Origin of the sequence: Micromonospora sp. NPDC006766 (assembly GCF_040636055.1) — a bacterium.
Lineage (GTDB): Bacteria > Actinomycetota > Actinomycetes > Mycobacteriales > Micromonosporaceae > Micromonospora.
Window position 1 is genome coordinate 22,268 of the sequence record NZ_JBEYIX010000046.1, and the last position, 25,521, is coordinate 47,788.

A 25,521-nucleotide genomic window follows, 5' to 3' on the forward strand; every position below is an offset into this window, starting at 1 on the left:
AAGCGTTGAGCCTCACCCTGTTGCCCGCCGTGGACGTCGCCGACGGCCAGGCCGTCCGGCTCGTGCAGGGCGCCGCCGGCAGCGAGACCGCGTACGGCGACCCGATCGAAGCGGCCCTCGCCTGGCAGGCCGACGGCGCGGAGTGGATCCACCTGGTGGACCTGGACGCCGCCTTCGGCCGGGGTTCCAACGCCCATCTGCTCGCCGAGGTGGTCCGGCAGCTCGACGTGAAGGTCGAGCTTTCCGGCGGCATTCGGGACGACGAGTCCCTGGCCGCCGCCCTGGGCACCGGGGCGGCCCGGGTCAACATCGGCACGGCCGCGCTGGAGGATCCGCAGTGGTGCGACCGGATCTGCGGCGAGTACGGCGACCGGGTGGCGATCGGGCTGGACGTACGCGGCCGTACCCTCGCCGCGCGGGGCTGGACCCGCGAGGGCGGTGACCTGTACGAGGTGCTGGAGCGGCTGGACAAGGCCGGTGCCTCCCGTTACGTGGTCACCGACATCACCAAGGACGGCACCATGCGCGGGCCGAACCTGGACCTGCTCCGTGAGGTGTGCGCCCGCACCGACGCCCCGGTGATCGCCTCCGGTGGCGTCTCCACCCTGGCCGACCTGCGTGCCCTGGCCAGCCTGGAAGGGTTGGGCGTGGAGGGCGTGATCGCCGGCAAGGCGCTGTACGCGGGGGCGTTCAGCGTCGCCGAGGCCCTCGCCACGTTGCGGGCCGCCGGGTGATGGCGGCCGCCGCCGTCACCCGGCTCGGTTCGGGCGGTCCGTGGGAGGACCGGTACGGCTACTCGCGGGTGGTCCGGGCCGGCGACCTGGCGATCACCGCCGGTTGCACCGCGACGGTCGACGGCCGGGTGGCGCACGTCGGGGACGCGGCGGGGCAGACCGCCGAGGCGCTGCGGATCGGCCTGGCCGCGCTCGCCGAGGTGGGCGCGGGGCCGGTCGACGTGATCCGGACCCGGCTGTACGTGACCGACCGGAGCCACGCCGACGCGGTCGGGCGGGCGCACCAGGAGGTGTTCGGGGCGGTCCGCCCGGTGGCGACCATGGTGGTCGTGGCCGGGCTGATCGACCCGGACCTCCTGGTCGAGGTCGAGCTGGAGGCATACCTGCCGCCAGCGGCGGATAAGCTTTTGCCATGACGGTGGCGGTTCGGGTGATCCCATGTCTGGACGTGGACGCCGGGCGGGTGGTGAAGGGGGTCAACTTCCGCGACCTGCGGGACGCCGGTGACCCGGTGGAGTTGGCTGCGGCGTACGACCGGGCCGGCGCGGACGAGTTGACCTTCCTTGACGTCACCGCCTCGTCCAGCGATCGGGGCACCATGCTCGACGTGGTGCGGCGCACCGCCGAGTCGGTCTTCATCCCGCTCACTGTCGGCGGCGGGGTGCGGGCGGTCGCCGACGTCGACACCCTGCTGCGCGCGGGCGCGGACAAGGTCGGGGTGAACACCGCGGCGATCGCCCGGCCGGAGCTGATCGCCGAGATCGCCGACCGGTTCGGCCGGCAGGTGCTGGTGCTCTCCCTCGACGTGCGGCGCGCACCGGCCGGCGGCACGCCGAGCGGTTTCGAGGTGACGACGCACGGCGGTCGCCGGGGCACCGGCCTCGATGCGGTCGAGTGGGCCCGGCGCGGTGCCGAGCTGGGCGCGGGGGAGATCCTGCTCAACTCGATGGACGCCGACGGCACCAAGGCCGGCTTCGACCTGTCGTTGATCCGGGCGGTCCGGGGGGCCGTCGACGTGCCGGTGATCGCCAGTGGCGGCGCCGGCGCGGTGGCGCACTTTCCGCCGGCGATCGGCGCGGGCGCCGACGCGGTGCTGGCGGCGAGCGTCTTCCACTTCGGCGAGTTGACCGTCGGCGAGGTCAAGGACGCCCTGCGCGGCGCCGGTCACCCCGTGCGCTGACCCGAGTGGTCTTCGGGGGAGCGGCGCGGCATCGGGATCGAGCGGACCACGTATTCCTGAACGGCGGCGGCGTGGTCGTGCTCGGCGAGGTGCCAGTCGGATTCGCCCGGGGCGTGCCGGCGGCTCAGCACCCCCTGCACCGTGTCCACCGTGGTCCCCAGCCCGGCGCTCGGCCGGGTGCGCCACAGCCGTTCGCCGTCGGGGGTGATCCGGAACCAGCCGTCGGAGACGCTGACCAGGCCCGCGCCGGCCAGCCGGCGGACCGCGCCCTCCACTTCGTGTCGTTCGGGGATGGCCCGGTTGAGGTAGTCGGCGGTCGAGAGGACGTCAGCGAGGCGGACTCCCTCCGGACGACGGGTGGCGGCCGCCCGGCGGTGCCGCCCGGCACCGCTCGCGATCACCAGTGCAACGAAGATCCAGGCGTCGGTCCGGCGCCAATCGTTCTCCCCCATGCACGAATGATGCCCGGCGCGGGCGGCTGAGGAAATACCCGGCGTTGCCCCTCGGGTGTCACCGCAGCTCAGCGTCGGTCAGGCCGTCTCGCCTGCTGGTTGGGGCGGGCAGCCGATCGGCTCCACGGCGGCCGGCGCCGGCTGCGCGGGCACCGCGAAGAGCGGGATGAAGACCTGGGCGAGCGGCCCGATGGCGAGCGCGTAGGCGACGGTGCCGATGCCGACCGTGCCGCCGAGCAGCCAGCCGAGCGCCAGCACGGCCACTTCGATGACGGTGCGGACCAGCCGGATCGAGCGGTTGGGGTGGCGGGCGACGTACCCGGTCATCAGCCCGTCGCGCGGGCCGGGGCCGAGCGCCGCGCCGAGGTAGAGCCCGGTGGCCGCGCCGGTGGCGACGATTCCGGTGACCAGCATTGCGATCCGCGCCGGCAGGCCGTCGCCGGGTGGAAGGAGGGACAGGGTGGCGTCCACCATCAGGCCGACCACCACCACGTTGCTGACCGTGCCGAGGCCGGGGCGCTGCCGCAGCGGGATCCAGAGCAGCAGCACGAGGGCGCCGACCGCGATGGTGACCGTGCCGAAGGAGAGCCTGGTCTGCCGGGCGAGGCCCTGCTGGAACACGCCCCACGGGTCGAGGCCGAGGCCGGACCGGATCATGAGGGCCACGCTGACGCCGTAGAGGGTGAGCCCGACGTAGAGCTGGGTCAGTCGCCGAACCGGCCGGTACCGGAGATTGCCGATCGCTGCCATGCATGCCACTCTAGGGGCCAATTCTGGCTAGGATAGAGCCAATTACGGAGGAGTGGCCATGACGAGTCAGGTGCGTGGCGTCCAATTGGCTCGGTTGCTCGGTCAGTGGCACGCTCTGCCTGGCCGGCGGCGCAGCCCCGACTATGCCGCGCTCGCCGCCGCCGTCCGCGGCCTGCTCGCCGACGGCCGGCTTCCCCTGGGCGTACGCCTGCCCGCCGAGCGGGAGCTGGCGGAGGCGCTGCGGGTCAGTAGGACCACCGTCACCGCGGCGTACCGGGAGCTGCGGGAGAGCGGCCACCTGGCCAGCCGCCGGGGCGCCGGGAGCTGGACCATGCTGCCCGGCACCCACCGGGTGGCCAGCACCGGGCTCTGGACCCCGATCGACGAACGAGACATGATCGACCTCGGGGTGGCCGCGCTCGCCGCGCCGCCGCAGCTGCTGGCCGCCGCCCGGGCCGCCACCGAGGACCTGCCGCGCTACCTCGGCGGCGCCGGCTACCACCCGACCGGCATCATCGAGCTGCGCGAGGCGGTGGCCCACGCGTACACCGAGCGGGGGCTGCCGACCAGCCCGGAGCAGATCATGGTCACCAGCGGCACCCAGCACGCGCTGGACCTGGTGCTGCGGCTGGCCCTGTCGCCCGGCGGCGGGGTGCTGGTGGAGTCCCCGACCTATCCCAACGCCCTCGCCGCGTTGTCCGCCCGGCGGGCCCGGATCACCACCCACGGCCTGGCCACCGACGGCGCCGGCTGGGACGCCGACCTGCTGCTGGGCAGCATCCGGCAGGCCCGGCCGAAGGTGGCGTACCTGATCCCCGAGTTTCAGAACCCGACCGGTCACCTGATGGACACCGGGCTGCGTGAGCGACTCGTCGGGGCCGCACACGCCGCCGGGACCGATCTGATCGTCGATGAGTCCTTCGTGGACCTGCCGTTGGACGGCACCCTGATGCCGCCGCCGGTCGCCACGTTCGACCGGCACTCCCGAGTGATCAGCATCGGCGGGATGAGCAAGCCGTACTGGGGTGGGCTGCGGATCGGCTGGGTCCGGGCGTCCGCCCCGCAGGTGCAGCGGCTCGCCGCCGCGCGGGTCGGCGTCGACATGGCCAGCCCGGTGCTCGACCAGTTGCTCGCGGTGCACCTGCTGGCCGAGGCGGCGAGCATCGTGACCGCCCGGCGGACCCAGCTCGTCGCCCAGCGGGACGCGCTGGTCGGCGCGCTCGCCGAGCGGCTGCCCGACTGGCGGGTCGCGGTGCCGCGCGGCGGCGTCACCCTCTGGGCCGAGCTGGACGGGCCGATCTCCAGCGCGCTGGCCCGGGCAGCCGAAGAGGTCGGCGTACGGCTGGCGCCCGGGCCCCGGTTCGGCCTGGACGGCACCCTCGAACGGTTCCTGCGGCTACCCTTCACGCTGCCCGCCGCCGACCTGGTGGAGGCGGTCGGCCGGCTCGCCGCGGTCCGCTACGACCTGGACCGGACCGGCCGCTCGCAGTGGCGGGAGCCGTCCGTCATCGCCTGACCGCGCAGCCCCGGCCGGACCGCCGCCGAGCTACCCGGTTCGCGCTCGCCGGGCCGCCCGGGCTGCGAGACTGCGCGAGTGGGGAACAGCGGCGGCACCCGGTGGGCGAGCCTGATCCGGCTCGGCGCGCCGGGGTCCCGGGTGACCCGGCTGGAGCTCTTCTACGACCTGGTCTTCACCTTCGCGTTCCTCACCGTCACCGGCCTGACCGCGAGCCGGCCCAATTGGGTCAACCTGTTCCGGGCCCTGCTCGTGCTGGCGCTGCTCTGGTGGTCCTGGCAGGGTTTCGCCGCGCTCGGCAACATCGTCCGCTCCGACCAGGGCGTGCTGCCGGAGGTCGGCTTCGTCATGGTGGCCGCCACCTTCCTGCTGGTGCTGAGCATCCCGGGCGCGTTCGTCACCGAGCCCGGCGGGCTGAACGGTCCGCTGGTCTTCGCCATCTGCTATTTCCTGGTCCGCGCCCCACAACTCGCGGTCCTCGGCTGGGTGGCCCGGCCGGATCCGGTGCGGTTGCGGCTCTGGCTGAAGCTCGCCGCCCTGCCGGTGATCGCCACCGCGTTGCTGGTCATCGCCGGGCAGGTGCCGCCTCGGGTCGCCAGCGGTGCGCTGGCGACCGGGCTGCAGCTCGGCCTCTGGACGGCGGCGGTGCTGGTGGAGTACGTGGCGGGCATCATCTTGGGCGGCGGATACTGGGCGGTGATTTCCGCCGGGCACTGGGCGGAGCGCCACGGCCTCATGATCCTGGTCGCGCTCGGAGAGTCGATCATCGCGCTCGGGCTCGGGCCGAAGGCCATCAGCACGTTGCCGCTGACCGGGCCGGTGATGACGACCGCGGTGCTCGGCATCGCGATCGCCGCGGCGCTCTGGTGGGCGTACTTCGACACCCTGGTGTACGGGGTCGAGCAGCGGATGCACGGCACCCGGGAGCCGGCCGCCCGGGCCCGGCTGGCCCGGAACGCGTACACCTATCTGCACCTGCCGATGGTCGCCGGGATCATCTTCTTCGCCCTCGGGCTCAAGGACCTGCTCCACGAGGCGGCGTTGCCGCACACACCGGCCTGGGGGGAGCAGCTCGGCTCCTTCTGGGTGGCGGTCCTCTACGGCGGGGTCGCCGTCTATCTGCTCAGCCTCGCCGCCTGCGCGCTGCTGGTGCTGCGCACCCTGCGCTGGCCGCTGCTGGTGGGGGTGGCGGTGATCCTCCTGGTCGCACTGGGGGCGGCCTGGCTGCCGGAGCTGGTGGCGGTGGCGGTGCTGGCGGTGCTCTGCGTCGCCACCATGGTGGCCGAGACGCTCAACGAGGGCGGCCGGCGGCGGCAGATCCGGCAGCTCGCGTTGGCCGAGCAGTTCGCCGTCGAGGAGGAGCAGAACCGGTGGCGCCGGCAGCACCTGTGACCGGCCCCGAACGCGGCGGCGGCCCTGCCTCTCGCACGCAAGGGCACGGCCGCCGCCGGGTGGGGGACGTCACAGCTCGGCGAGGCTGCCCGCGTACATCTTCTCGATCTCGGCGGCGAAGTTGCTCTCCACGCTCCGGCGCTTGATCTTCAGCGACGGGGTGATCTCGCCGTGCTCGATGGTGAGGTCGCGGGGCAGAACGGTCACCTTCTTGACCGTCTCCCAGCGGTTGAGCTTGGCGTTGAGCTCCGCCAGGTAGCCCTCCACCATGGCCTGCGCCTCGGGCGAGGTGACGATGTCGGCGTAGTCGCGGCCGTCGAGGGGGCCGCCGGCCGTCCAGCCCCGGATCGCGTCCGCGTCGAGGGTGACCAGCATGGTGCAGTAGTTGCGGGCCTGCCCGATGACCATCGCCTGCGAGGTGTACGGGCAGATCGCCTTGAACATGCCCTCGATGTGCGACGGGGCGATGTACTTCCCGCCCGAGGTCTTGACCAGGTCCTTCTTCCGGTCGGTGATCCGCAGGTAGCCGTCGTCGTCGAGGCTGCCGATGTCCCCCGTGCGGAAGTAACCGTCGTCGGTTAACGCGGCGGCGGTCTCCTCGGGCAGGTTGTGGTAGCCGCGCATCACGGGCCGGCCGCGGAGCAGGATCTCGCCGTCGGTGTCGATCCGGCATTCGAGGTCGCCCATCGCCCGGCCCACCGTGCCGATGCGCAGCCCGTCCGGCGGGTTGACGAAGCTGCCCGCGCTGGTCTCGGTGAGGCCGTAGCCCTCGGAGATGGGCAGGTTGGCGGCGGCGAAGAAGGTGGCGATCTCCTGGCTGAGCGGCGCCGCGCCGGAGACCAGCACCCGGATCCGGCCGCCGAGCCGGGCCTGGAGCTTGCTGAAGACCAGCTTCTCGGCCAGCGCGTACCGCAGCTTGAGCCCGGCCGGCAGCGGCCTGCCGGCCTGCTCCAGGGCGACCTTCTCCTTGCCCACCGCGACCGCCCAGGCGAAGATCTTCGCCTTCGCGCCGCCGGCGTCCTGGGCGGTGGTGACCGCCTTGTTGTAGACCTTCTCGAAGACCCGGGGCGCGCCGCACATCAGCGTCGGCCGGACCACGGCGAGCAGCTCGACCAGCTTGTCCACCCGGCCGTCGACGTAGGTGGGCAGGCCGACGTGGGTGGCGCCGCAGAGCAGCGTCTTGCCGAATGAGTGGGACAGCGGCAGCCAGAGGTACTGGAGGTCGTCGTCGCGGAGCAGCTTCACCTTCTCCTGCGCCACCCCCTCCCAGCACCAGCCGCCGTGCAGCAGCTCGACGCCCTTGGGCCGGCCGGTGGTGCCCGAGGTGTAGATCAGGGTGGCCAGGTGGTCCGGGCCGATGCCGGCGACCAGCATATCGATCAGGTCCGGCTCGTTGGCCAGGGTTCGGGTGCCGCGCTCCTCGAGGTCGGTCAGGGTGAGCTGCGGAACGGTCGCCGCCGGATCCGGTTCGCCGTCGAAGAGCACCACGTGGGTCAGCGCCGGCAGCTCCGCGCCGGCGATCTTCGCCGCCTGGGCCGGGTTCTCGGCGAAGAGCACCCTCGACCCGGAGTCGGCGACGATGTAGGTCGCGTCCTCCGGCTCCGTGGTCGGGTAGACGGTGGTGGTGGCCCCGCCCGCGCACATGATGCCGAAGTCGGCGACCACCCAGTCGAGCCGGGTGTTCGCCAGGATCGCCACCGGGTCCTCCAGGCCGACGCCGAGCCCGTGCAGGCCGGCGGCGACCGCCTTGGCGCGCTGCCCGACCTGCTCCCAGCTCAGCCAGACCGGCCCGGAGTCGTCCGGGGCGGGATGGCCGAACGCGGGCCGGTCGGGGGTCGCCGCCACGCGCCTGAGGAACATGTCGGGGATGGAACGGTACGGTACATCGAAAGCCATCGCGGTAGCCGCCTTCGGGGATGGGAGGACGTGATGGGGGTCACGCCGATCTGCGGTTACCGAAGAGTATGGCCTGTTCCCGGGCAGCGGCTAGTGCGGTGTCCTACCTCAGGCGTACCGGGAAGCGGCCAGTGACCAGTCGTAGGTGGCCCGGATCCAGTTCCGTCGGGTCGTGAGGAAGGCCTGTACCGACGCATCCGCCCCGCTGGCCAGCGCCGCCTCCCGCCGCGCATACTCGGCCAGGCCCTCGTTGAACCGGGTGGCCGCCGCGTCCAGCGCGGCCGTCTCGCCCTGCCCGGTCTCGCCGAGGATCGTGGCGACCAGGTTGTGCGCGTCCGACGTGCCGGCGCGCTCCTTGTCGTAGGAGAACACGTCGTTGCACCAGCAGACCAGGTCGGAGGCGATGGCGTCCAGGGCGGCCAGCGCCGGATCCGCCCGCCGGCCCACCTCGGGCGGCCCGTCGTACGCCAGGTCGGTGACGGTGAAGCTGGGCCGGGTGCCACCGGTGTGCCGGCGCATCTGCACATACTCGGCCACCCCGGGCACCCGGCGGTGCTCCCGGTTCGCCGCCTCCCAGAGCAGCGCCAGCAGATATTCCCGCAGCTCGTAGACCAGGCGCATCAGCAGGGCCGGCCGCCGCCGGGCGCGGACCCGCCGACACAGGTCGTCCAGCGCGACCCCGAGCGGGCCCAGACCGGCCGGCGCCGGGAAGGCCGGGTCGCCGTGCCGGTCGAGCACCGCCAGCAGCCCCGCCACGGTCGGGGCGAGCCGGGTCGGGCTGGCGGCGAGGCCGTCCTCGTCGCAGGCGTCGTCCATCACGAACAGCCAGCAGATCAGGTCGGTGAGCAGGCGCAACCCCTCCACCGGCGCCTCCGGGCAGGCCCGGCCCGCCAGGTCCGCCGGGTTGGCGGCGGTTAGCCGGTGCAGGCCCGCCGAGGTGTCGATCAGGCCCAGTTCGCGTACCCATCCGGCGCTCTCCGCGGCCACCCGCTCGACCCCGTCGTGCCGCCGCACGGGGAAGGGAGGTTCGCGTAGTGCCGAGACCGCGAAGCTGCGCATCCCTGTCTCCCCCTGTGCCGCCGCTCAGCAGTGAACCGACGGGACAGGAGCCTACGACAGCGGGTATCGGCCGTGGTCACTCGGGTGGTGCAATTTTCATCTTTCGTCTTGACCGTTTTCGCCCACCCAGCTCAGCGGCCCAGGCGGGCCGCCCGCAACCGGCTCGCCGCCGCGGCCGGGCCGTCCACCTGCACCCGAGCCACCCGCTGCCGACCGGACAGGAAGAGCACCAGCTCACCGGGGCTGCCCACCACCCGCAGCCGCGCGCCGCCCCGGCCGGCGGCGCGCTCGCCATGACCGGGCGCCTGGATCAGCAGGTCCGCCGGGAATCGGCGCAACGCCACCCGGGCCAGGAAGGCCGCCCGCTTCCACAACACCGCGGCCAAGCCCGCCGGCAGGTCCCGGGGCAGCCAACCCGGCTGCGCCCGGCGTACGTCCTCGTGGTGGACGAAGAACTCCATGGTGTTGGTCAGCTCGTCGGCGAGCGGGTTGCTCACCGGGCTCCACACCGGCGGCCGGCGGACCCGGGCCACCAGGTCGGCGTACGGGCCGGCGGCCACCCGCCGACGCACCGCCTCGCCGTGCCGGCGCAGCGGCGGCAGCAGGATGCCGCCGGCCGCGTCCGGCCGGCGCTCCCGCACCAGCAGGTGCGCCGCGAGGTCGCGGGTGGTCCAACCCTCGTTGACCGTCGGGGCGTCCGGCCCCAGATCCAGCAGCAGATCGGCGAGCGCCTCGCGCTCCGATCGGGCGTACCGCGGCATGGGCCCGATCGTAGGCCCGCGGCGGCCCGGTGGCGTGGGTCGGTCGCCGGGCATGTCCCATCCGGTTCGGCGGAACTGGCCTCGACCGGTAAGGATGTGGGAGAAAACTGTCGCTTACGGCGGGGGAACAGCGTGGCGAGCAAGACAAGTCGGGACGTCCTCGGCAGAGGGCTGCGGGTGCTCGGGCGGGCCATCCGGGAGCAGCCACGGATCTTCGCGGCCGCGGTGACCGGCAGCGTGCTCTTCGGCCTCATGGTGATCGGCAGCGCATTCGTCGTCGGCGGGGTGGTCGGCGAGGTGGCCGCCCCGGCCATCGCCCGTGGTTCGGTGGCCCGCGGCACGCTCGCGCTCGCCGCGGCCGCCCTGTTCGGGATCAGCGTGCTGCGGGTGGTCGGCATCTTCGGCCGCCGCCTCGGCGCCGGCTACATGCAGTACGCGCTGCAGGCCGACTACCGCCGCCGGGTCACCCGCCGCTACCTCGACCTGCCGCTGTCCTGGCACCACCGCAACGCCACCGGCACCCTGCTCTCCAACGCCAACTCGGACGTGGAGGCCGCCTGGTACCCGATCGCGCCGCTGCCGTTCGCCGTCGGCACCCTGGTGATGCTCGTCGGCGCGGTGGTCTCGCTCTTCCTCACCGACTGGGCCCTCGCCCTGGTCGGTCTCGCGGTCTTCCCGGCGCTGTTCGCGCTCAACGTGGTCTACTCCCGCCGGATGGCCCCCCGCCAGGCCCGCGCCCAGCGGCTCCGGGCCGAGGTCAGCGGCATCGCCCACGAGAGCTTCGACGGCGCGCTGGTGGTCAAGACGATGGGCCGCGAGGCGCAGGAGACCGCCCGGTTCGCCGCCCGGGCCGGCGAGCTGCGCGACGCGCTGATCTCCGTCGGCCGGCTGCGCGGTGTCTTCGACCCGATGCTGGAGACCCTGCCCAGCCTCGGCACCCTCGCCGTGCTGGTGGTCGGCGCGTTGCGCCTGGGGCAGGGCGCGATCACCGTCACCGAGCTGGTCAGCGTCGCGTTCCTGTTCACGGTGCTGGCCTTCCCGGTCCGGGCCATCGGCTGGGTGCTGGCCGAGCTGCCGCGCAGCGTCGCCGGCTGGGACCGGGTGCGGCACGTTCTCGACGCCACCGGCGAGATGCCGTACGGGGAGGCGACCCTCGACCCGGCCGCGTCGACGCCGGCCACCCTCGCCTTCCGCGACGTTCACTTCGGTTACGAACCGGCCGAGGCGCACCTGCCCGGCACCGAGGTGCTCGGCGCGGTCAGCTTCACCGTGCCGGCCGGGAAGACGATCGCCCTGGTCGGGTCGACCGGCGCCGGCAAGTCCACCATCGCTTCGCTCGCCGTCCGGCTGGTCGACCCCCGCAGCGGCACGATCACCCTGGACGGCATCGACGCCCGCGAGCTGAGCGCCGCCGCGCTCGCCGCGAACGTGGCCCTGGTCGCCCAGGTGCCGTTCGTCTTCGACGACACCGTCCGGGCCAACATCACCCTGGACCGGCCCGGGATCGGCGACGAGGAGGTCTGGGCGGCGCTGCGGCTGGCCGAGGCGGACGGCTTCGTCGCCGCGCTGCCCGACGGGCTGGACACCATGGTCGGCGAGCGGGGCACCTCGCTCTCCGGCGGCCAGCGGCAGCGGCTCACCCTGGCTCGGGCGCTCGCCGGCCGCCCCCGGCTGTTGGTGCTCGACGACGCCACCAGCGCCGTCGACCCGCGGGTGGAGGCGGCCATCCTGGCCGGACTGCGCACCCCGACCGAGGGTGCGGCGCCCGCGTCGATCCTGGTGGTCGCCTACCGGCGGGCCACCATCGCGCTCGCCGACGAGGTCATCTACGTGGAGCACGGGCGGGTGGTCGCCCGCGGGACCCACGCCGATCTGCTCGCGACCGTGCCCGGCTACACCGACCTGGTCACCGCGTACGAGCAGGCCGAACAGGAACGCGAACAGCCCCGCCCGTACGACGAGGTCAGCCCGCTGACCTCCGGCCTGGAAGTCGAGGTTGACCGGTGAGCGCGAGTACGACGACGGCGGAGGCCGAGCGGCCGGCGGCGGCGACCGAGTCGACCTGGCGGACGCTGCGGCGTGGCCTGGCCCTCTCCCCGGAGCTGAAGACCGGGCTGGCCGGCACGCTCGGGCTGGCGCTGGTCTACATGATCGGCCGGGTCGCCGTGCCGGTGGCCGTCCAGCGCGGCATCGACCACGGCATCGTGGGCGGGCTCGACGTGGACGTGATCTCGCTGACCGTGATCGCCACCGCCGCCGTGCTGGTCGTCACCACCGCCTGCGGCTATCTGATGATGCGCCGACTCTTCACCGTCAGCGAGACCGCCCTGGCCGGGGTGCGCACCCGGGCCTTCCGGCACGTGCACGACCTGTCGATGCTGCACCAGCAGTCCGAGCGGCGCGGCTCGCTGGTCTCCCGGGTCACCAGCGACGTCGACCAGATCACCCAGTTCCTGCAGTGGGGCGGCGTGATCCTCATCGTCAACCTGGGCCAGCTCGTGGTGACCACGGCCGTCATGCTGGCGTACTCCTGGCAGCTGACCCTGGTGGTGGTCGGCGCGTTCACGCCGGCGGTGCTGGTGATCCGGGTGCTGCAGCGCCGCCTCGCCGGCGCGTACGGCCTGGTCCGTCAGCGGACGGGCGCCCTGCTCGGCACCATCGGCGAGAGCGTGGTGGGCGCCCCGGTGATCCGGGCGTACGGGATCGCCGGGCGCACCGCCCGGCGGTTGGACACGGCGATCGAGGGGCAGCGGCGGGCCCAGCAGGGGGCCATCCGGATCAGCATCCTGGGCAGCTCGGTGGGGGAACTGGCCGCCGGCCTGGCCCTGGCCGGCGTGGTGGTCGTCGGGGTCAACCTCGGTGTCGACCGGACCCTGTCCATCGGCCAGCTCACCGCGTTCCTGTTCCTGGTGACCCTGTTCATCCAGCCGGTGCAGATCGCCACCGAGGTGCTCAACGAGGCGCAGAACGCGATCGCCGGCTGGCGACGGGTGCTCGACGTGTTGGACGTCGCGCCGGACGTGGCCGACCCGGGGGAGCGGGGACGGGAGCTGCCGCCCGGCCCGCTGGACATCCGCTTCGCGCGGGTCACCTTCGCCTACCCGGGCGGGCCGCCGGTGCTGCATGGCGTGACCCTGGACATTCCGGCGAAGAGCCGGGTGGCCGTGGTCGGTGAGACCGGTAGCGGCAAGACCACCTTCGCCAAGCTGCTCACCCGGCTGATGGACCCCACCGAGGGCGAGGTGCTGCTCTCCGGCGTACCGCTGCGCCAGGTGCGGTTCGGCTCGCTGCGATCCCGGGTGGTGATGGTGCCGCAGGACGGTTTCCTCTTCGACGCCACCGTCGGGGAGAACGTCCGCTTCGGCCGCCCGGAGCTGACCGACGCGCAGCTCATCGCCGCCTTCACCGAACTGGGCCTGGCGGACTGGCTGGACGGGCTGCCGGCCGGGCTGGACACCCCGGTCGGCGAGCGCGGCGAGGCGCTCAGCGTCGGCGAACGGCAGCTCGTCGCGCTGGCCCGGGCGTACGTGGCCGACCCCGACCTGCTGGTGCTCGACGAGGCGACCAGCGCCGTCGACCCGGCCACCGAGGTACGCCTGCAGCGCACCCTGGACGCGGTCACCCGGGGCCGGACCACGCTGGCCATCGCCCACCGGCTCTCCACCGCGCAGGCCGCCGACGAGGTGATCGTGGTGGACCGGGGCCGGATCGTCCAGCGTGGCCCCCACGACGAACTGGTGAAGGATCCCGACTCGGTCTACGCCCTGCTCTACGCCTCCTGGCTGGAGCAGACCCGTTAGCCCGAGCGCCCCGCCACCATCGACGGTGCGGGGTGGGCGCCGGAAAAACTCCTCAGCCCGTCAGGTCGCCGGTGAGGTAGCGCTGCACGGTCGGGCCGATCGCGGTGACCAGGTGTTCCGGATCGGCGGTGGCGATCGGGTCGATGCGGATGACGTAGCGCGTCATGATCAGGCCGGCCAGTTGGCTGGCCACCAGCGCCCCGCGCAGGGCCCGCTCGGCGGGGTCGACGTCGAGGTGCTCGACGACCCGGCGCAGCACCTGGGTGACCAGGAACTCGCGCAGCAGCCGGGCGGTCCACTCGTTGTTCACGGCGGAGCGCAGCAGGGCCAGCCCCGCCGTGCCGACCGGCGAGTCCCAGATCGTCAGGAAGGTGCGGACCAGCCGCTCGCCCACCCCGTCCGGGCCGGCGGCGAGCACGGCCGGAAGCAGCTCGGCCGGGTCGATCGGGATCGCCACGGTGGCCCGGAACAGCTCCTCCTTGGTGCCGAAGTAGTGGTGCACCAGCGCCGGGTCCACCGCCGCGGCGGTGGCGATCGTCCGGATCGAGGCGGCGTCGAAGCCGCGCTCGGCGAACGCCGCGCGGGCCGCCGCGAGGATGGCCGCCCGGGTGTCCGGCCTGCCGGGGCGCCGGCCGGTGCGTCGAGCCATCAACCGCTGCGCCGGCGCAGCGTCGCGGCGGCGAGCACGAGGGCCGCCACCGCCGCCCCGGCCACGATCGCCACGTCCCGCCACATTGTCGCGGTCGGCTCGGCATGCGCGCCGACCTCCTGGAGCGCCTCGACCGCGTACGACAGGGGCAGCACGTCGCTGACGGCGTGGAGCCAGCCGGCCATCTGCCCCCGCGGCACGAACAGTCCGCAGAGCAGCACCTGCGGCAACACCACCACCGGCATGAACTGCACGGCCTGGAACTCGGTGCGGGCGAAGGCGGAGCAGAACAGCCCGAGCGCCACGGCGAGCACCGCGTTGACCCCGGCGATCATGACGACCAGCCACAGGCTGCCGGCGGTGTCCAGCCCGAACACCCGGTAGGCCACCAGCGACGCGATGGTCGCCTGCACCACGCCGGCCAGTCCGAACGCGATGCCGTAGCCGAAGAGCAGGTCGAGCTTGCCCAGCGGGGTGGTGAGAAGCCGTTCCAGCGTCCCGGTGGTGCGCTCCCGGAGCATGGCGATGCTGGTCACCAGGAACATGATGGTGAACGGGAAGAAGCCCAGCATGATCAGCGCGACCCGGTCGAAGACGCTCGGCTGCCCGGGCGGGTGGGGCTGGTCGACGTACATGTAGTAGACCAGCGCGAGCAGCACGTTGGGCACCACGACGAGCAGCGCGACGGTCCGCCGGTCGTGCCGGAGCTGGCGCAGGATCCGCCCGGTGGTGGCGGCCAGGATGCGGGGGTTCACGACCCTTCCCCTCCGGCGGGCGTCCGGCCCGCCTCGCTCGCCCGGATCAGCCGCAGGAACGCCTCCTCCAGGTCCTCGGTGTCGGTGGTGGCGCGGATCGCGTCCGGGGTGTCGTCGGCGATGAGCCGGCCGTCCCGGATGAGCAGCAGCCGGTCGCAGCGGGCCGCCTCGTCCATCACGTGGCTGGACACCAGCAGCGTGGTCCCGGCGGCGGCCAGGGCGTGGAACCGGGCCCACAGGTCGGCCCGTAGCACGGGGTCCTGGCCGACGGTCGGCTCGTCGAGGATGACCAGCTCCGGGTCGCCGACCAGGGCGCACGCCAGCGAGGCCCGGCTGCGCTGCCCGCCGGAGAGGGTGCCGACCAGTTGGTCGGCGGCCTCGGCCAGCCCGACGTCGGCCACCGCGCGGTCCGCCTCGGCCCGGCCGCGTCCCTGGAGCACGGCGAAGTAGCGCGCGTTCTCCCCGACGGTCAGGTCGGCGTAGACGCTGGGCGCCTGGGTCAGGTAGCCCACCCGGTGCCGCAGCTGTGCCGTGCCGGCCGGCCGGCCGAGCACGGTCACCGTGCCTGAGCCGATCGTCTGCACCCCGACGATCGCGCGCATCAGGGTGGTTTTGCCGCTGCCGCTCGGCCCGAGCAGCCCGGTGACCGTGCCGCGGGGCACCGCGCAGGAGATGCCCTGGAGCACCCGCCGCCGGCCCCGGTCGACCATCAGGTCACGGACCACGACCGCGTCATCCATTGGCCGCCTCCGAACTCATCAACCGTTGAAATCAACGCTAGTCGAATCGTGCACGGACACGCAACGGTCAATGTCGAGTCGGGCACTAGGCTTCGCAACGGACACCGTGTCCGTCAACGGTCATTGCGCCGAAGATCGGACTCCGGCACCATGTCGCGGTGGGTCCCGCTCCGCTGCCCGACACCGGATTCCTCGACGAGTGGGCCGCCCGCCTGCGCCAGGGCACGGACCGTCCCGTGGTCGGCATCATGCTGCGTGGCAGCCACGCGCGGCAGGCCGCCACCGAGCACAGCGACGTCGACGTCGACGTGCTGGTCACCGACGAGGAACGGCCGGCCGCCCCGGCTCCCGGCACGACGGCCCGGCCCGCCGCCCCGTACGCCGCGCGCCGGGCGTACCTGGTCGAGTTCGCGGGTCGCCTGGTGCACGTCTCGGTGGCCGCCCGGGACGTCCGCTCCTGGGTGCGCCGACTCGGCCGGCCGGCCGACTGGGCGTTCGGGCTGCCGGTCACCGCGCCCGCCCGGCTGATCTGGGCCGCGCCGGAGTGGCGGCGCCGGATCGACCTGCCGGTGCTCTGCCAGCCCGCCGACGAGCCCCGGCTGGAGGAGATCATCGCCATCCTGGGCAAGATCGCCGGGGCCTGGTGGGCCGGCGACCCGGTGGGGGTCCGGCTCGCCGCCGCCGACCTGGCCCGGCTCTGCCCGTCCGTGTTGCGGCTGGTGAACCCCTCGGTTCGGGTGGCCGCCCGCCGGGACGCCCTCGCCGCCGCGCTGGACCTTCCGGTCGCCCCGCCCGGCTACCGCGACGACATGCTGCGCTGCCTTGGGCTGCGCCCTGGCGACACCGGCGATGTCGCCGCCGCCGCTGGCCGGCTGGTCACCGGGATCGTCCCGCTCATCCGCCGGTACGCCGAGGAGATCGCCGTGGTGGCCGGCGTCGACCTGGCGGACGCTCTGGCCGACGGCCGGCTGGACCGCTACCTGAGCCAACTGACCCACGCGCTCGACCGTCCCGTGGACACCTCCCGGGACACGTCGTCGGTGCCCGCCCCACGTGCGGGAGAATGGCTCACCGTGCCCGCCTCTGACGCGCCGGTGACCGGCGCCCCCACCAACTCCGGCGGTGCCGTGGCTCCCGGCCCGGCCCGCCCGTCCCGGCTCGACCCGGCCATCGCGGCCCGGCTGCGCCGTACCCCCGACGGCCTGGTGGCCGCGGTGGTGCGCCAGCACGACTCGGGCGAGGTGCTGATGGTCGCCTGGATGGACGACGAGGCGCTGCACCGCACCCTGACCACCGGTCGGGCCACCTACTGGTCGCGCAGCCGCCAGGAATACTGGGTCAAGGGCGCCACCTCCGGCCACCACCAGTACGTCCGTGCCGTGGCGCTGGACTGCGACGGTGACGCCCTGCTGGTCAGCGTCGACCAGGTCGGCCCGGCCTGCCACACCGGGCACCGGAGCTGCTTCTTCACCGAGCTGCCCCTCGGCGCACCGGAGGCGACGCCATGACCGACGGCACGGTCAGCCCGGAGCTGGCCACCTTCGCCGACCTGGCAGCCCGCTGGCGGGTCGTGCCGGTCACCCGGCGGCTGCTGGCCGACGCGGAGACCCCGGTCGGCGTCTACCGCAAGCTCGCCGGCGGCCCGGGCACGTTCCTGCTGGAGTCCGCCGAGCAGGGCGTCGGCTCGGCCGGGACGGCCTGGTCCCGTTACTCGTTCGTCGGCGTGCGCAGCGGCGCCACCCTCACCGAACGCGACGGCGCGGCGGTCTGGGCCGGCGAGCCGCCCGCCGGCGTGCCGGCCACCGGCGACCCGGTGGCGGTGCTCCGGGAGACCGTCGCCGCCCTGGCCGGCCCGGCCTGGGACCCGGCCAGCGGCATGCCGCCGCTCACCGGGGGCATGGTCGGCTACCTCGGCTACGACCTGATCCGCCGCTTCGAGCGGCTGCCCGAGCTGACCGAGGACGACCTCGACCTGCCCGAGCTGGGCCTGATGCTCGCCACCGACCTGGTGGTGCTCGACCACTACGAGGGCTCGGCGATCCTGGTCGCCAACGCGGTCCTGCCGCCGCTGGACGCGCCCGGCCGTCCGGAGCTGGTTGCGGCGGCGTACCACCACGCGGTGGGGCGGTTGGACGCGATGACCGCGGCGCTGTCCCGGCCGATCCCGCCCATGATCTCGGCGGTCGCCCGGCCCCCGGCCGGCGAGGTGGCCAGCCGTACGCCCGAGGGCGGCTACCCGAAGGCGGTGGCGGCGGCCAAGGAGGCGATCCGGGCCGGCGAGTGCTTCCAGATCGTGCTCAGCCAGCGGTTCGAGCGGGACACCCACGCCGACCCGCTCGACGTATACCGGGTGCTGCGCACCACCAACCCCAGCCCGTACATGTACCTGCTGCGTTTCGACGGCTTCGACATCGTCGGCTCCTCCCCGGAGGCGCACCTGAAGGTCAGCGTCGGCGCGGACGGTCGGCGGCGGGCGCTGCTGCATCCGATCGCCGGCACCCGGCCGCGCGGCGGCTCCCCGCAGGCGGACGCCCGGCTCGCCGCCGAGCTGCTCGCCGACCCGAAGGAACGGGCCGAGCACGTCATGCTGGTCGACCTGGGCCGCAACGACCTGGGGCGGGTGTGCCGTCCGGGCACGGTCGAGGTGCCGGAGTTCGCCACCGTCGAGCGGTACAGCCACGTCATGCACATCGTCTCCACCGTGGTGGGGGAGCTGCGCGAGGACCGCACCGCCTTCGACGCGCTCGCCGCCACCTTCCCCGCCGGCACCCTCTCCGGGGCGCCGAAGGTGCGGGCCATGGAGATCATCGAGGAGTTGGAGCCGGTCCGTCGGGGCCTCTACGGCGGTACGGTCGGCTACTTCGGCTTCGGTGGTGACCTCGACATGGCCATCGCCATCCGTACCGCGCTGATCCGCGAGGGCCGGGCCTACGTGCAGGCCGGGGCTGGGGTGGTGGCCGACTCCGATCCCGCCGCCGAGGAGCAGGAGACCCGGAACAAGGCCGCCGCGGTGCTCGCCGCGATCGCCGCCGCCGAGACCCTGAGGCCGGCCCGATGAGTACGCCGACTCCGACCGCGCGCAGCCGGCGTGAGCTGACGTACGCGGTGCTGCTCTGCCTGGCCGGTGCGGGGCTGGCCCTGTGGGCGGTGACCCGGACCTGGTCGGTCGAGGTGACCGCCCGGGGGCCGCTGCCGGCGGCGCGGCACGCGCGCACCGGCACGGACCTGCTGCCCTGGGTCTCCGCCCTCGCCCTGGTCGGGCTGGCCGGCGGCGGCGCGGTGCTGGCCACCCGGGGCCGGGTTCGGCGTCTGCTGGGCGGTCTGCTGACCCTGGTCGGGCTGGCCGTGGCGGCCGGTGGCGGCTACGGCCTGGCCGCAGCCCTCGCCGGGGCCGGCCGGCAGTGGCCGGCGCTGGTGCTGGTCGGCGGGCTGATCGCGACGGCCGGCGGGGCGCTCACCGGGCTGCGCGGCGACGGCTGGCCGGCGATGGGCGCCCGCTACGAGCGGCGGGCCCGCCCGGCGGGCCGGGCGGACGACCGACCGGCGGTGGAGCGGGGCACCCGGGACGCCTGGGAGGCGCTCGACCGGGGCGAAGACCCGACGGTCAGCTGACCGGCCGGTCGTTTCGCGCGTCGCGGCGCTCCGGCAGCGCGTCGCGGGCGGCGACCAGTTCGGCCACCCGGCGGTCCAGTTCGCGGCGCTGCGCGGCACGGGCCCGGTCGGCGCAGACCGCCTCCCAGGCGTTGCCGCGGGCGGTTCGCATCCGGCTGTCGCCGACCACGGCGCGTTCGAAGGAGTGCACCACACCGACGGCGAGCGACGCCACGGTCCGGGAGATGGTGGTGAGCCCGAGGGAATTCGGCTCGTTGGCGCTCATGGTCACCCCGCACGAGATTGTTGGCGCCCGAACGGTCGCCTCATCGAGTCTGCCCGATCGGCATCCTGCCCGGCTCGCGTTTCGTCGCCGTGACGCGCACGTCACAGGCGGGGTGGCCCTGCGTGACATTCTGTTCACCGAGGCAGGCCATCATGCCACAGCCCATCTGGTGAGGTGCGCCATACCCCCCGGCACCCGGCGCGAGGCAGCGACCCCTAGCATCGGCGCATGACACCCGGAGAGGGGAGTCCGTTGGTGACTGCTGAGCATGCGCACGCGGAGGGGGACGAGGCCGGTTCGACGGCTTCCGCAGGCGTACTCGACGAGATCCTGGCTGGCGTGCGTGAGGACGTGGCCCGGCGACAGGAACAGGTGCCGCTGGAGCGGATCCGCGAGTTGGCCGCCGCCGCGCCGCCACCGCTGGACGCGTACGCGGCCCTGCGCCGGCCCGGTGTGGCCGTGATCGCCGAGGTCAAGCGCGCCTCGCCGTCCAAGGGGCGGCTGGCCGAGATCGCCGACCCGGCCGACCTGGCCGGCGAGTACGCGGCCGGCGGCGCCCGGGCGATCAGCGTGCTGACCGAGGGCCGCTGGTTCGGCGGGTCGCTGGACGACCTGGCGGCCGTGCGGGCCGCGGTCAAGATCCCGGTGCTGCGTAAGGACTTCGTGGTCTCCAGCTACCAGGTGCACGAGGCGCGGGCGCACGGCGCCGACCTGGTGCTGCTGATCGTCGCGGCGCTCGAGCAGAACGCGCTGGTCGGGCTGCTGGAACGGATCGAGTCGCTCGGGATGACCGCGCTGGTCGAGGTGCACACCGAGGAAGAGGCCGACCGGGCCCTGGAGGCCGGCGCGCAGGTGATCGGGGTCAACGCCCGTGACCTGCGTACCCTGGAGGTCGACCGCTCGGTGTTCGAGCGGATCGCGCCCGGCCTGCCCAGCAGCGTCGTCAAGATCGCCGAGTCCGGGGTGCGCGGTCCGCACGACCTCATCCGGTACGCCTCGGCGGGCGCCGACGCGGTCCTGGTGGGCGAGGGCCTGGTCACCCAGAAGAGCCCTCGTGAGGCGGTCGCCGAGCTGGTCAACGCCGGCAACCACCCGGCCACGCCCCGTCCGGTGCGCTGAGCCGCGCCGGTACCGACACGTCTGGAGAGGACAGCGCGATGACCGCTGACGCCCCGGCCGCCCAGCTTCCCGACGCCGCCGGTCATTTCGGCCGGTTCGGCGGGCGCTTCGTTCCGGAGGCGCTGGTCGCGGCGCTCGACGAGCTGGACGCGGCGTACCGGAAGGCGATGGCCGACGAGGAGTTCCGCGCCGAGTTCGACGCCCTGCTGCGCGACTACGCCGGCACGCCCTCTCGGCTCTACGAGGCCCGGCGGTTCTCGCAGCAGGCCGGCGCGCGGATCCTGCTCAAGCGGGAGGACCTCAACCACACCGGCGCGCACAAGGTCCGCAATGTGCTCGGCCAGGCCCTGCTCACCAAGCGGATGGGCAAGACCCGGGTGATCGCCGAGACCGGCGCCGGGCAGCACGGGGTGGCCACCGCCACCGCCGCCGCCCTGTTCGATCTCGAGTGCGTGGTCTACATGGGTGAGGTGGACACCCAGCGGCAGGCGCTCAACGTGGCCCGGATGCGGATGCTCGGCGCTACCGTGATCCCGGTCACCACCGGCTCGCGGACGCTCAAGGACGCGATGAACGAGGCGATGCGGGACTGGGTCGCCAACGTCGACCGCACCCACTACCTGATCGGCACCGCCGCCGGCCCGCACCCGTTCCCCGAGATGGTCCGGGACTTCGTCCGCGGCATCGGCGAGGAGGCCCGTCAGCAGTGCCTCGACCTGACCGGCGGCCTGCCGGACGCGGTCGCCGCCTGCGTGGGCGGCGGCTCCAACGCGCTGGGCATCTTCCACGCCTTCGTGCCCGACGCCGGGGTCCGGCTCTACGGCTTCGAGGCCGGCGGCGCGGGCGTGACGACCGGCCGGCACGCGGCCAGCATCACCGGCGGCACCGCCGGCGTGCTGCACGGCACCCGCACGTACGTGCTGCAGGATGAGGACGGGCAGACGATCGAGTCGCACTCGATCTCGGCCGGGCTGGACTACCCGGGCGTCGGGCCGGAGCACGCCTGGCTGCACGACACCGGCCGGGCGACGTACCTGCCGGTCGACGACGACGAGGCGATGGCCGCGTTCGAGCTGCTCTGCCGCACCGAGGGGATCATCCCGGCGATCGAGAGCTCGCACGCCCTCGCGGGCGCCTGCAAGATCGCTCCGCAGCTCGCCGCCGAGCTGGGTCGGGAGCCGGTCATCGTGGTCAACCTCTCCGGGCGGGGCGACAAGGACGTGCACACCGCCGGCAAATACTTCGGCATCCTCGACAAGGAGTAAAGATCATGAGCCGGATCGGGGTGGCGTTCGACAAGGCCAAGGCGGACGGTCGGGCCGTGCTGGTCGGCTGCATGCCGGCCGGGTTCCCGACAGTCGAGGGCAGCATCGCGGCGATGAAGGCCATGGTCGAGGCGGGCGTGGACGCCATCGAGGTGGAGATTCCCTACACCGACCCGGTGATGGACGGCCCGGTCATCCAGCGGGCCAGCGACATCGCCCTGGCCGGCGGGGTGCGTACCCGGGACTCGCTGCGCGTTGTCGAGGAGGTGGCGGCGACCGGCGCGTCCGTGTTCATCATGACCTACTGGAACCCGGTCGAGCAGTACGGCGTCGACGCGTTCGCCCGCGACCTGGCCGCCGCCGGCGGCACCGGCCTGGTCACCCCGGACATCATCCCCGAGGAGGCCGGCGAGTGGCTGGCCGCCTCCGAGGCGTACGGGCTGGACCGGACGTTCCTGGTCTCCCCGTCGTCCACCGACGCCCGGCTGAAGATGACGGTCGAGCACTGCCGCGGCTTCGTCTACGCCACCGCGATCATGGGCGTCACCGGCGCCCGGGCGGAGACCTCCGAGGCGGCGCCGGTCCTGGTCTCCCGGACGCGGGCGGTCACCGACCTGCCGGTCGGCGTCGGTCTGGGGGTGGGCACCGGCGCGCAGGCCGCCGCCGTCGCCGGGTACGCCGACGCGGTCATCGTCGGCAGCGCGCTCGTCCGTTGTGTGCTCGACGCGCCGGACCAGGCCGCCGGGCTGGCCGCGCTGCGGGCCCTGAGCGCCGAACTCGCCGAGGGCGTCCGCAACCCGGTCCGCTGAGCCGCGCCGCCATCCCGCCATCTCCGCCGTCAGGAGAGGAGCCGTTGGCCGGCGGCCCCTTTCGCGACATTTTCCAGTTGATGGTGACACTCGGTGTTCGAGGGCGAGATGTGACGTTGCGTGGCTGATCCGGCAGATTCAGGAAGCTTCTCCGTTCCCCCTTTGCTCTGCAGCCATCGGCGCAGCACCCTTTTGAGCTGCGGAATCTGTCAGGCTGCCATGCGGTGCCCGAAGCGCCTTCGGTGACGCTGAGTGGCTGATGCGTCGGTGGCTGCAGAGCAAAGTCTGCCGGCCGTTTACCCGAGCGGAGCGGGTCATCACACTGTGTCACGCGTCGCGCGCGACGAAGCGGAGGGCAGCCGACCCGTGACGCGGGCGACCGGGGTGCCGGAAGTGCGGTCCGCACGGGTAGCGTGTTCACCCGTGACCCTCGTCCCGATGACCTCACTGGCGGCCCTGCCCAGCCCCAGCACCGCCGTCTGGCAGCTCGGCCCGGTTCCGATCCGGGCGTACGCGCTCTGCATCATCGCCGGCATCGTGCTGGCCGGCGTGGTGACCGAGCACCGGCTGCGTCGGCGTGGTGTCGCCCCCGGCGCGGTGCTCGACATCGCCGTCTGGGCGGTGCCCACCGGCATCGTCGGCGCGCGGATCTACCACGTGATCACCTCGCCGGAGAAATACTTCGGCGCCGGGGGGCAGCCGCTCAAGGCGTTCGCCATCTGGGAGGGCGGGCTCGGCATCTGGGGCGCGGTCGCCGGCGGCGCGATCGGCGCCTTGATCGCCGCCCGGCAGCTCGGCATTCCGTTCGCGGTGGTGGCCGACGCGCTGGCACCGGGCCTGCCGCTGGCCCAGGCGGTCGGCCGGCTCGGCAACTGGTTCAACAACGAGCTCTACGGCGGCCTCACCAGCCTGCCCTGGGGCCTCCAGGTGCACGTGATGGATCCGGACAATCCAGGGCACGCGTTGCGCGACGACGCCGGTCAGGCGGTCCTCCAGCCGGGGCTCTACCACCCGACGTTCCTCTACGAGGCGATCTGGAACATCGGCGTCGCCGCGTTGGTCTTCGTCCTCGCCCGGAAGCTGCGGCTCGGCCGGGGCCGGGCGTTCGCGCTGTACGTGATGGGCTACACCGTGGGCCGGTTCTGGATCGAGATGATGCGCACCGACGAGGCCAACCACTTCCTCGGCCTGCGGCTCAACGTGTGGACCGCGGCGCTGGTCTTCCTCGGCGCGCTGGCCTACTTCGTGCGGGTCCGCGGGCCCCGCGAGTACCTGGTCCCGATCGGTGTTCCGGCCGCCCCGCTCCCGTCCGCCGATGGCGACGTGTCGCAGGTCGACCTCGCCGCCGGGGAGGCCGGGCCGCGGCAAGTCGCGCCGGAGGGCTACCGGGTGGTGAGCGAGGAACAGTTCCACGCGTACCAGGAGACCGGCGCGGTCCCCGACGAGGAGCCGCCGGCGGCGAACGGCGCCCCGGCGACCGACGACGCCGAAGCCCCGGCGACCGACCAGGCCCCGGCGACCGTCAGCGACCGGGACAGCTGAGCGGAGCGGCCATGCGTACCGCGGTGGTGGTCGGCGCCGGCCTCGGCGGCCTGGCGGTGGCCGGCGCGCTGGCCCGCTCCGGGTGGCGGGTCACCCTGCTCGAACGGGCCGACCGGGTCCGCCCGGACCCGACCGCCGTCGTGCTCTGGCCCAACGGGGTACGCGCGCTGCGCGCCCTCGGCCTCGGGGCCGGGTTGGACGCGATCGCCACCCCGCTCCCTGACGGCGGGGTACGCCGCCCCGACGGGCACTGGCTGGTGCAGCCCCGCCCCACCCCCGCCGAGCGGATGCCGGTGGTGGTGCACCGGGAGGACCTGCACGACGCGCTCATCGCCGGCCTGGGCGACCAGGTGGAGCTGCGTACCGGGGTGACCGTGCGCACGGTCCGGGCGGTCCCCGGGGAGCGCCCGACGGTCGGCGACGGCCGCCACACCGTACCGGCGGACCTGGTGGTCGCGGCCGACGGCGCCGACAGCGAGATCCGTCGGCAACTGGCCCCGGAGGCGGTGGTGGTCAGCTCCGGCTGCGCCGCGTGGCGGGCGGTGATCCCCTGGTACCGGGCCCCGAAGCTCCCCGACGACCAGCCGGTGTACGGAGAGACGCTGGGCGCGGGCTACCGCTTCGTGTCCGCCTCGCTCGGCGAGCGGGGCACCGCGGGCGCCTCCCGCCGGGGTGGCATCTACTGGGTGGCCACCGCCGCCGGCGCGCCCCGCCCGGAGCCCCCGGAGACCCAGCTCGCCCTGCTCAAGCGCTGGTACGCGGGCTGGCCGGGGCCGATCACCGAGCTGCTCGACGCCACCGAGCCGGCCGACCTGGTGCAGCAGGAGATCCGCGAACTGCGGCCGCTGCCCCGGGCGTACGGTTTCCCGGCCGGGCCGGGCGGGGTGGTGCTGCTCGGCGACGCCGCGCACGCCATGCCCCCGTACCTCGGGCAGGGTGCCTGCCTCGCCTTCGAGGACGCGGCCACGCTCGCCTCGCTGCTGCGCGAGTCCCGGCTGCCCGACGCGGTGGCCGCGTACGACCGGCTGCGCCGCCCCCGCGCGGCGACCATGGTCCGCCAAACCCGCCGGATGTCCGCGGTGCTGAAGACGCGGGGTCGGCTGGCGCTGCGCGCCCGCGATGCCACCCTCGGCGCGATCAGCCCCCGCCTACGCAACACCGCCGCCACCGCCGCAGCCGCCTGGCACCCCCCAACCTGACCCCCCACCCCACCCCACCCCCACCC

At 73.9% G+C, this 25,521-nt stretch carries 24 protein-coding genes and 1 pseudogene; 16 read left to right on the top strand and 9 right to left on the bottom strand.

The features are described 5' to 3' along the window. The first annotated feature begins 5 nt into the window (after positions 1–5). Genes priA through hisF form a run of 3 tightly spaced genes read left to right on the top strand, consistent with a single transcriptional unit; the run spans position 6 to position 1,914 of the window. Entirely contained in the window at positions 6–734 is a 729-nt protein-coding gene (gene priA, locus ABZ671_RS26230; RefSeq protein WP_357862883.1) for a bifunctional 1-(5-phosphoribosyl)-5-((5-phosphoribosylamino)methylideneamino)imidazole-4-carboxamide isomerase/phosphoribosylanthranilate isomerase PriA, read from the top strand. Further along, positions 734–1,150, top strand: a complete 417-nt coding sequence (locus ABZ671_RS26235; protein WP_357862885.1) for a RidA family protein — start codon at positions 734–736, stop codon at positions 1,148–1,150. The genes priA and ABZ671_RS26235 overlap by 1 nt, the downstream gene beginning before the upstream one ends. After that, positions 1,147–1,914: an imidazole glycerol phosphate synthase subunit HisF gene (hisF, locus tag ABZ671_RS26240; protein ID WP_357862887.1), complete on the top strand. Its 768-nt coding sequence runs from the start codon at positions 1,147–1,149 to the stop codon at positions 1,912–1,914. Before ABZ671_RS26235 ends, hisF begins: the two co-directional genes overlap by 4 nt. On the opposite strand, the gene ABZ671_RS26245 is transcribed toward hisF, so the two are convergent. After that, entirely contained in the window at positions 1,899–2,366 is a 468-nt protein-coding gene (locus ABZ671_RS26245; protein ID WP_357862889.1) for a hypothetical protein, read from the bottom strand. The genes hisF and ABZ671_RS26245 overlap by 16 nt on opposite strands. A gap of 78 nt (positions 2,367–2,444) precedes the next feature. Then, positions 2,445–3,116, bottom strand: coding sequence for a hypothetical protein (locus ABZ671_RS26250; RefSeq protein ID WP_357862891.1), 672 nt, complete (start codon positions 3,114–3,116; stop codon positions 2,445–2,447). 58 nt (positions 3,117–3,174) lie between these two features. Between ABZ671_RS26250 and ABZ671_RS26255 the strand changes: the two genes are divergently transcribed. Beyond that, a complete protein-coding gene (locus tag ABZ671_RS26255; RefSeq protein ID WP_357862893.1) occupies positions 3,175–4,632 on the top strand; it encodes a PLP-dependent aminotransferase family protein in 1,458 nt (485 codons plus the stop codon). Between the two features lie 78 nt (positions 4,633–4,710). Next, the gene (locus ABZ671_RS26260) at positions 4,711–6,024 is read left to right on the top strand and encodes a low temperature requirement protein A (RefSeq protein ID WP_357862895.1); all 1,314 of its coding nucleotides are present in this window, start codon (positions 4,711–4,713) and stop codon (positions 6,022–6,024) included. 69 nt (positions 6,025–6,093) lie between these two features. Here the strand turns inward: ABZ671_RS26260 and ABZ671_RS26265 are convergent, their stop codons facing one another. The 3 genes from ABZ671_RS26265 to ABZ671_RS26275 all read right to left on the bottom strand — a co-directional run bounded on the left by ABZ671_RS26265 (position 6,094) and on the right by ABZ671_RS26275 (position 9,740). Next, positions 6,094–7,920 carry a long-chain fatty acid--CoA ligase gene (locus ABZ671_RS26265; protein WP_357862897.1) on the bottom strand — a complete coding sequence of 609 codons (1,827 nt, stop codon included), beginning with the start codon at positions 7,918–7,920 and terminating at the stop codon, positions 6,094–6,096. 108 nt (positions 7,921–8,028) lie between these two features. After that, a complete protein-coding gene (locus ABZ671_RS26270; RefSeq protein WP_357862899.1) occupies positions 8,029–8,979 on the bottom strand; it encodes a terpene synthase in 951 nt (316 codons plus the stop codon). 131 nt (positions 8,980–9,110) lie between these two features. Next, positions 9,111–9,740, bottom strand: coding sequence for a TIGR03085 family metal-binding protein (locus tag ABZ671_RS26275; protein ID WP_357862901.1), 630 nt, complete (start codon positions 9,738–9,740; stop codon positions 9,111–9,113). Positions 9,741–9,872: 132 nt separating this feature from the next. Between ABZ671_RS26275 and ABZ671_RS26280 the strand changes: the two genes are divergently transcribed. Together ABZ671_RS26280 and ABZ671_RS26285 are read left to right on the top strand one after the other, a co-directional pair. Beyond that, the gene (locus tag ABZ671_RS26280; RefSeq protein ID WP_357862903.1) at positions 9,873–11,747 is read left to right on the top strand and encodes an ABC transporter ATP-binding protein; all 1,875 of its coding nucleotides are present in this window, start codon (positions 9,873–9,875) and stop codon (positions 11,745–11,747) included. Next, on the top strand, positions 11,744–13,540 hold the full coding sequence (locus tag ABZ671_RS26285) for an ABC transporter ATP-binding protein (protein ID WP_357862905.1): 1,797 nt from the start codon (positions 11,744–11,746) through the stop codon (positions 13,538–13,540). Before ABZ671_RS26280 ends, ABZ671_RS26285 begins: the two co-directional genes overlap by 4 nt. Positions 13,541–13,592: 52 nt before the next feature. On the opposite strand, the gene ABZ671_RS26290 is transcribed toward ABZ671_RS26285, so the two are convergent. From ABZ671_RS26290 to ABZ671_RS26300, 3 genes are read right to left on the bottom strand one after another with little or no spacing between them, the layout of a single operon-like run. Next, the gene (locus ABZ671_RS26290; protein WP_357862907.1) at positions 13,593–14,189 is read right to left on the bottom strand and encodes a TetR family transcriptional regulator; all 597 of its coding nucleotides are present in this window, start codon (positions 14,187–14,189) and stop codon (positions 13,593–13,595) included. After that, the gene (locus ABZ671_RS26295; RefSeq protein ID WP_357862909.1) at positions 14,189–14,944 is read right to left on the bottom strand and encodes an ABC transporter permease; all 756 of its coding nucleotides are present in this window, start codon (positions 14,942–14,944) and stop codon (positions 14,189–14,191) included. The genes ABZ671_RS26290 and ABZ671_RS26295 overlap by 1 nt, the downstream gene beginning before the upstream one ends. Further along, a complete protein-coding gene (locus tag ABZ671_RS26300) occupies positions 14,941–15,684 on the bottom strand; it encodes an ABC transporter ATP-binding protein (RefSeq protein ID WP_357862911.1) in 744 nt (247 codons plus the stop codon). The genes ABZ671_RS26295 and ABZ671_RS26300 overlap by 4 nt, the downstream gene beginning before the upstream one ends. 248 nt (positions 15,685–15,932) lie before the next feature. On the opposite strand from ABZ671_RS26300, the pseudogene ABZ671_RS26305 reads away from it, so the two are divergent. The 4 genes and pseudogenes from ABZ671_RS26305 to ABZ671_RS26320 all read left to right on the top strand — a co-directional run. Then, positions 15,933–16,574, top strand: a pseudogene (locus tag ABZ671_RS26305) (phosphoribosyl-AMP cyclohydrolase); the annotation flags it as partial. A 183-nt stretch (positions 16,575–16,757) separates the two neighbouring features. Continuing rightward, the gene (gene hisI / locus ABZ671_RS26310) at positions 16,758–17,192 is read left to right on the top strand and encodes a phosphoribosyl-AMP cyclohydrolase (RefSeq protein WP_357862931.1); all 435 of its coding nucleotides are present in this window, start codon (positions 16,758–16,760) and stop codon (positions 17,190–17,192) included. Continuing rightward, positions 17,189–18,742, top strand: a complete 1,554-nt coding sequence (locus ABZ671_RS26315; RefSeq protein ID WP_357862913.1) for an anthranilate synthase component I — start codon at positions 17,189–17,191, stop codon at positions 18,740–18,742. Before hisI ends, ABZ671_RS26315 begins: the two co-directional genes overlap by 4 nt. After that, a complete protein-coding gene (locus ABZ671_RS26320) occupies positions 18,739–19,296 on the top strand; it encodes a Trp biosynthesis-associated membrane protein (RefSeq protein ID WP_357862915.1) in 558 nt (185 codons plus the stop codon). The genes ABZ671_RS26315 and ABZ671_RS26320 overlap by 4 nt, the downstream gene beginning before the upstream one ends. Here the strand turns inward: ABZ671_RS26320 and ABZ671_RS26325 are convergent. Further along, positions 19,289–19,561 (bottom strand): hypothetical protein, encoded by a 273-nt coding sequence (locus tag ABZ671_RS26325; protein WP_357862917.1) that lies wholly within the window; start codon positions 19,559–19,561, stop codon positions 19,289–19,291. The two genes, ABZ671_RS26320 and ABZ671_RS26325, sit on opposite strands and share 8 nt — an antisense overlap. A gap of 255 nt (positions 19,562–19,816) precedes the next feature. Here ABZ671_RS26325 and trpC point away from each other — a divergent pair, with 255 nt between their 5' ends. The 5 genes from trpC (at position 19,817) to ABZ671_RS26350 (ending at position 25,495) form a co-directional block, all read left to right on the top strand. After that, positions 19,817–20,680, top strand: coding sequence for an indole-3-glycerol phosphate synthase TrpC (gene trpC, locus ABZ671_RS26330; RefSeq protein WP_357862919.1), 864 nt, complete (start codon positions 19,817–19,819; stop codon positions 20,678–20,680). 38 nt (positions 20,681–20,718) lie between these two features. Beyond that, positions 20,719–21,945: a tryptophan synthase subunit beta gene (trpB, locus tag ABZ671_RS26335; protein ID WP_357862921.1), complete on the top strand. Its 1,227-nt coding sequence runs from the start codon at positions 20,719–20,721 to the stop codon at positions 21,943–21,945. Between the two features lie 5 nt (positions 21,946–21,950). After that, entirely contained in the window at positions 21,951–22,754 is an 804-nt protein-coding gene (trpA, locus tag ABZ671_RS26340; RefSeq protein ID WP_357862923.1) for a tryptophan synthase subunit alpha, read from the top strand. A 438-nt stretch (positions 22,755–23,192) separates the two neighbouring features. Continuing rightward, complete coding sequence (gene lgt, locus ABZ671_RS26345) at positions 23,193–24,296, top strand: prolipoprotein diacylglyceryl transferase (RefSeq protein WP_357862925.1); 1,104 nt, start codon at positions 23,193–23,195, stop codon at positions 24,294–24,296. Between the two features lie 11 nt (positions 24,297–24,307). Beyond that, complete coding sequence (locus ABZ671_RS26350) at positions 24,308–25,495, top strand: NAD(P)/FAD-dependent oxidoreductase (RefSeq protein ID WP_357862927.1); 1,188 nt, start codon at positions 24,308–24,310, stop codon at positions 25,493–25,495. The last annotated feature ends 26 nt before the right edge of the window (positions 25,496–25,521 follow it).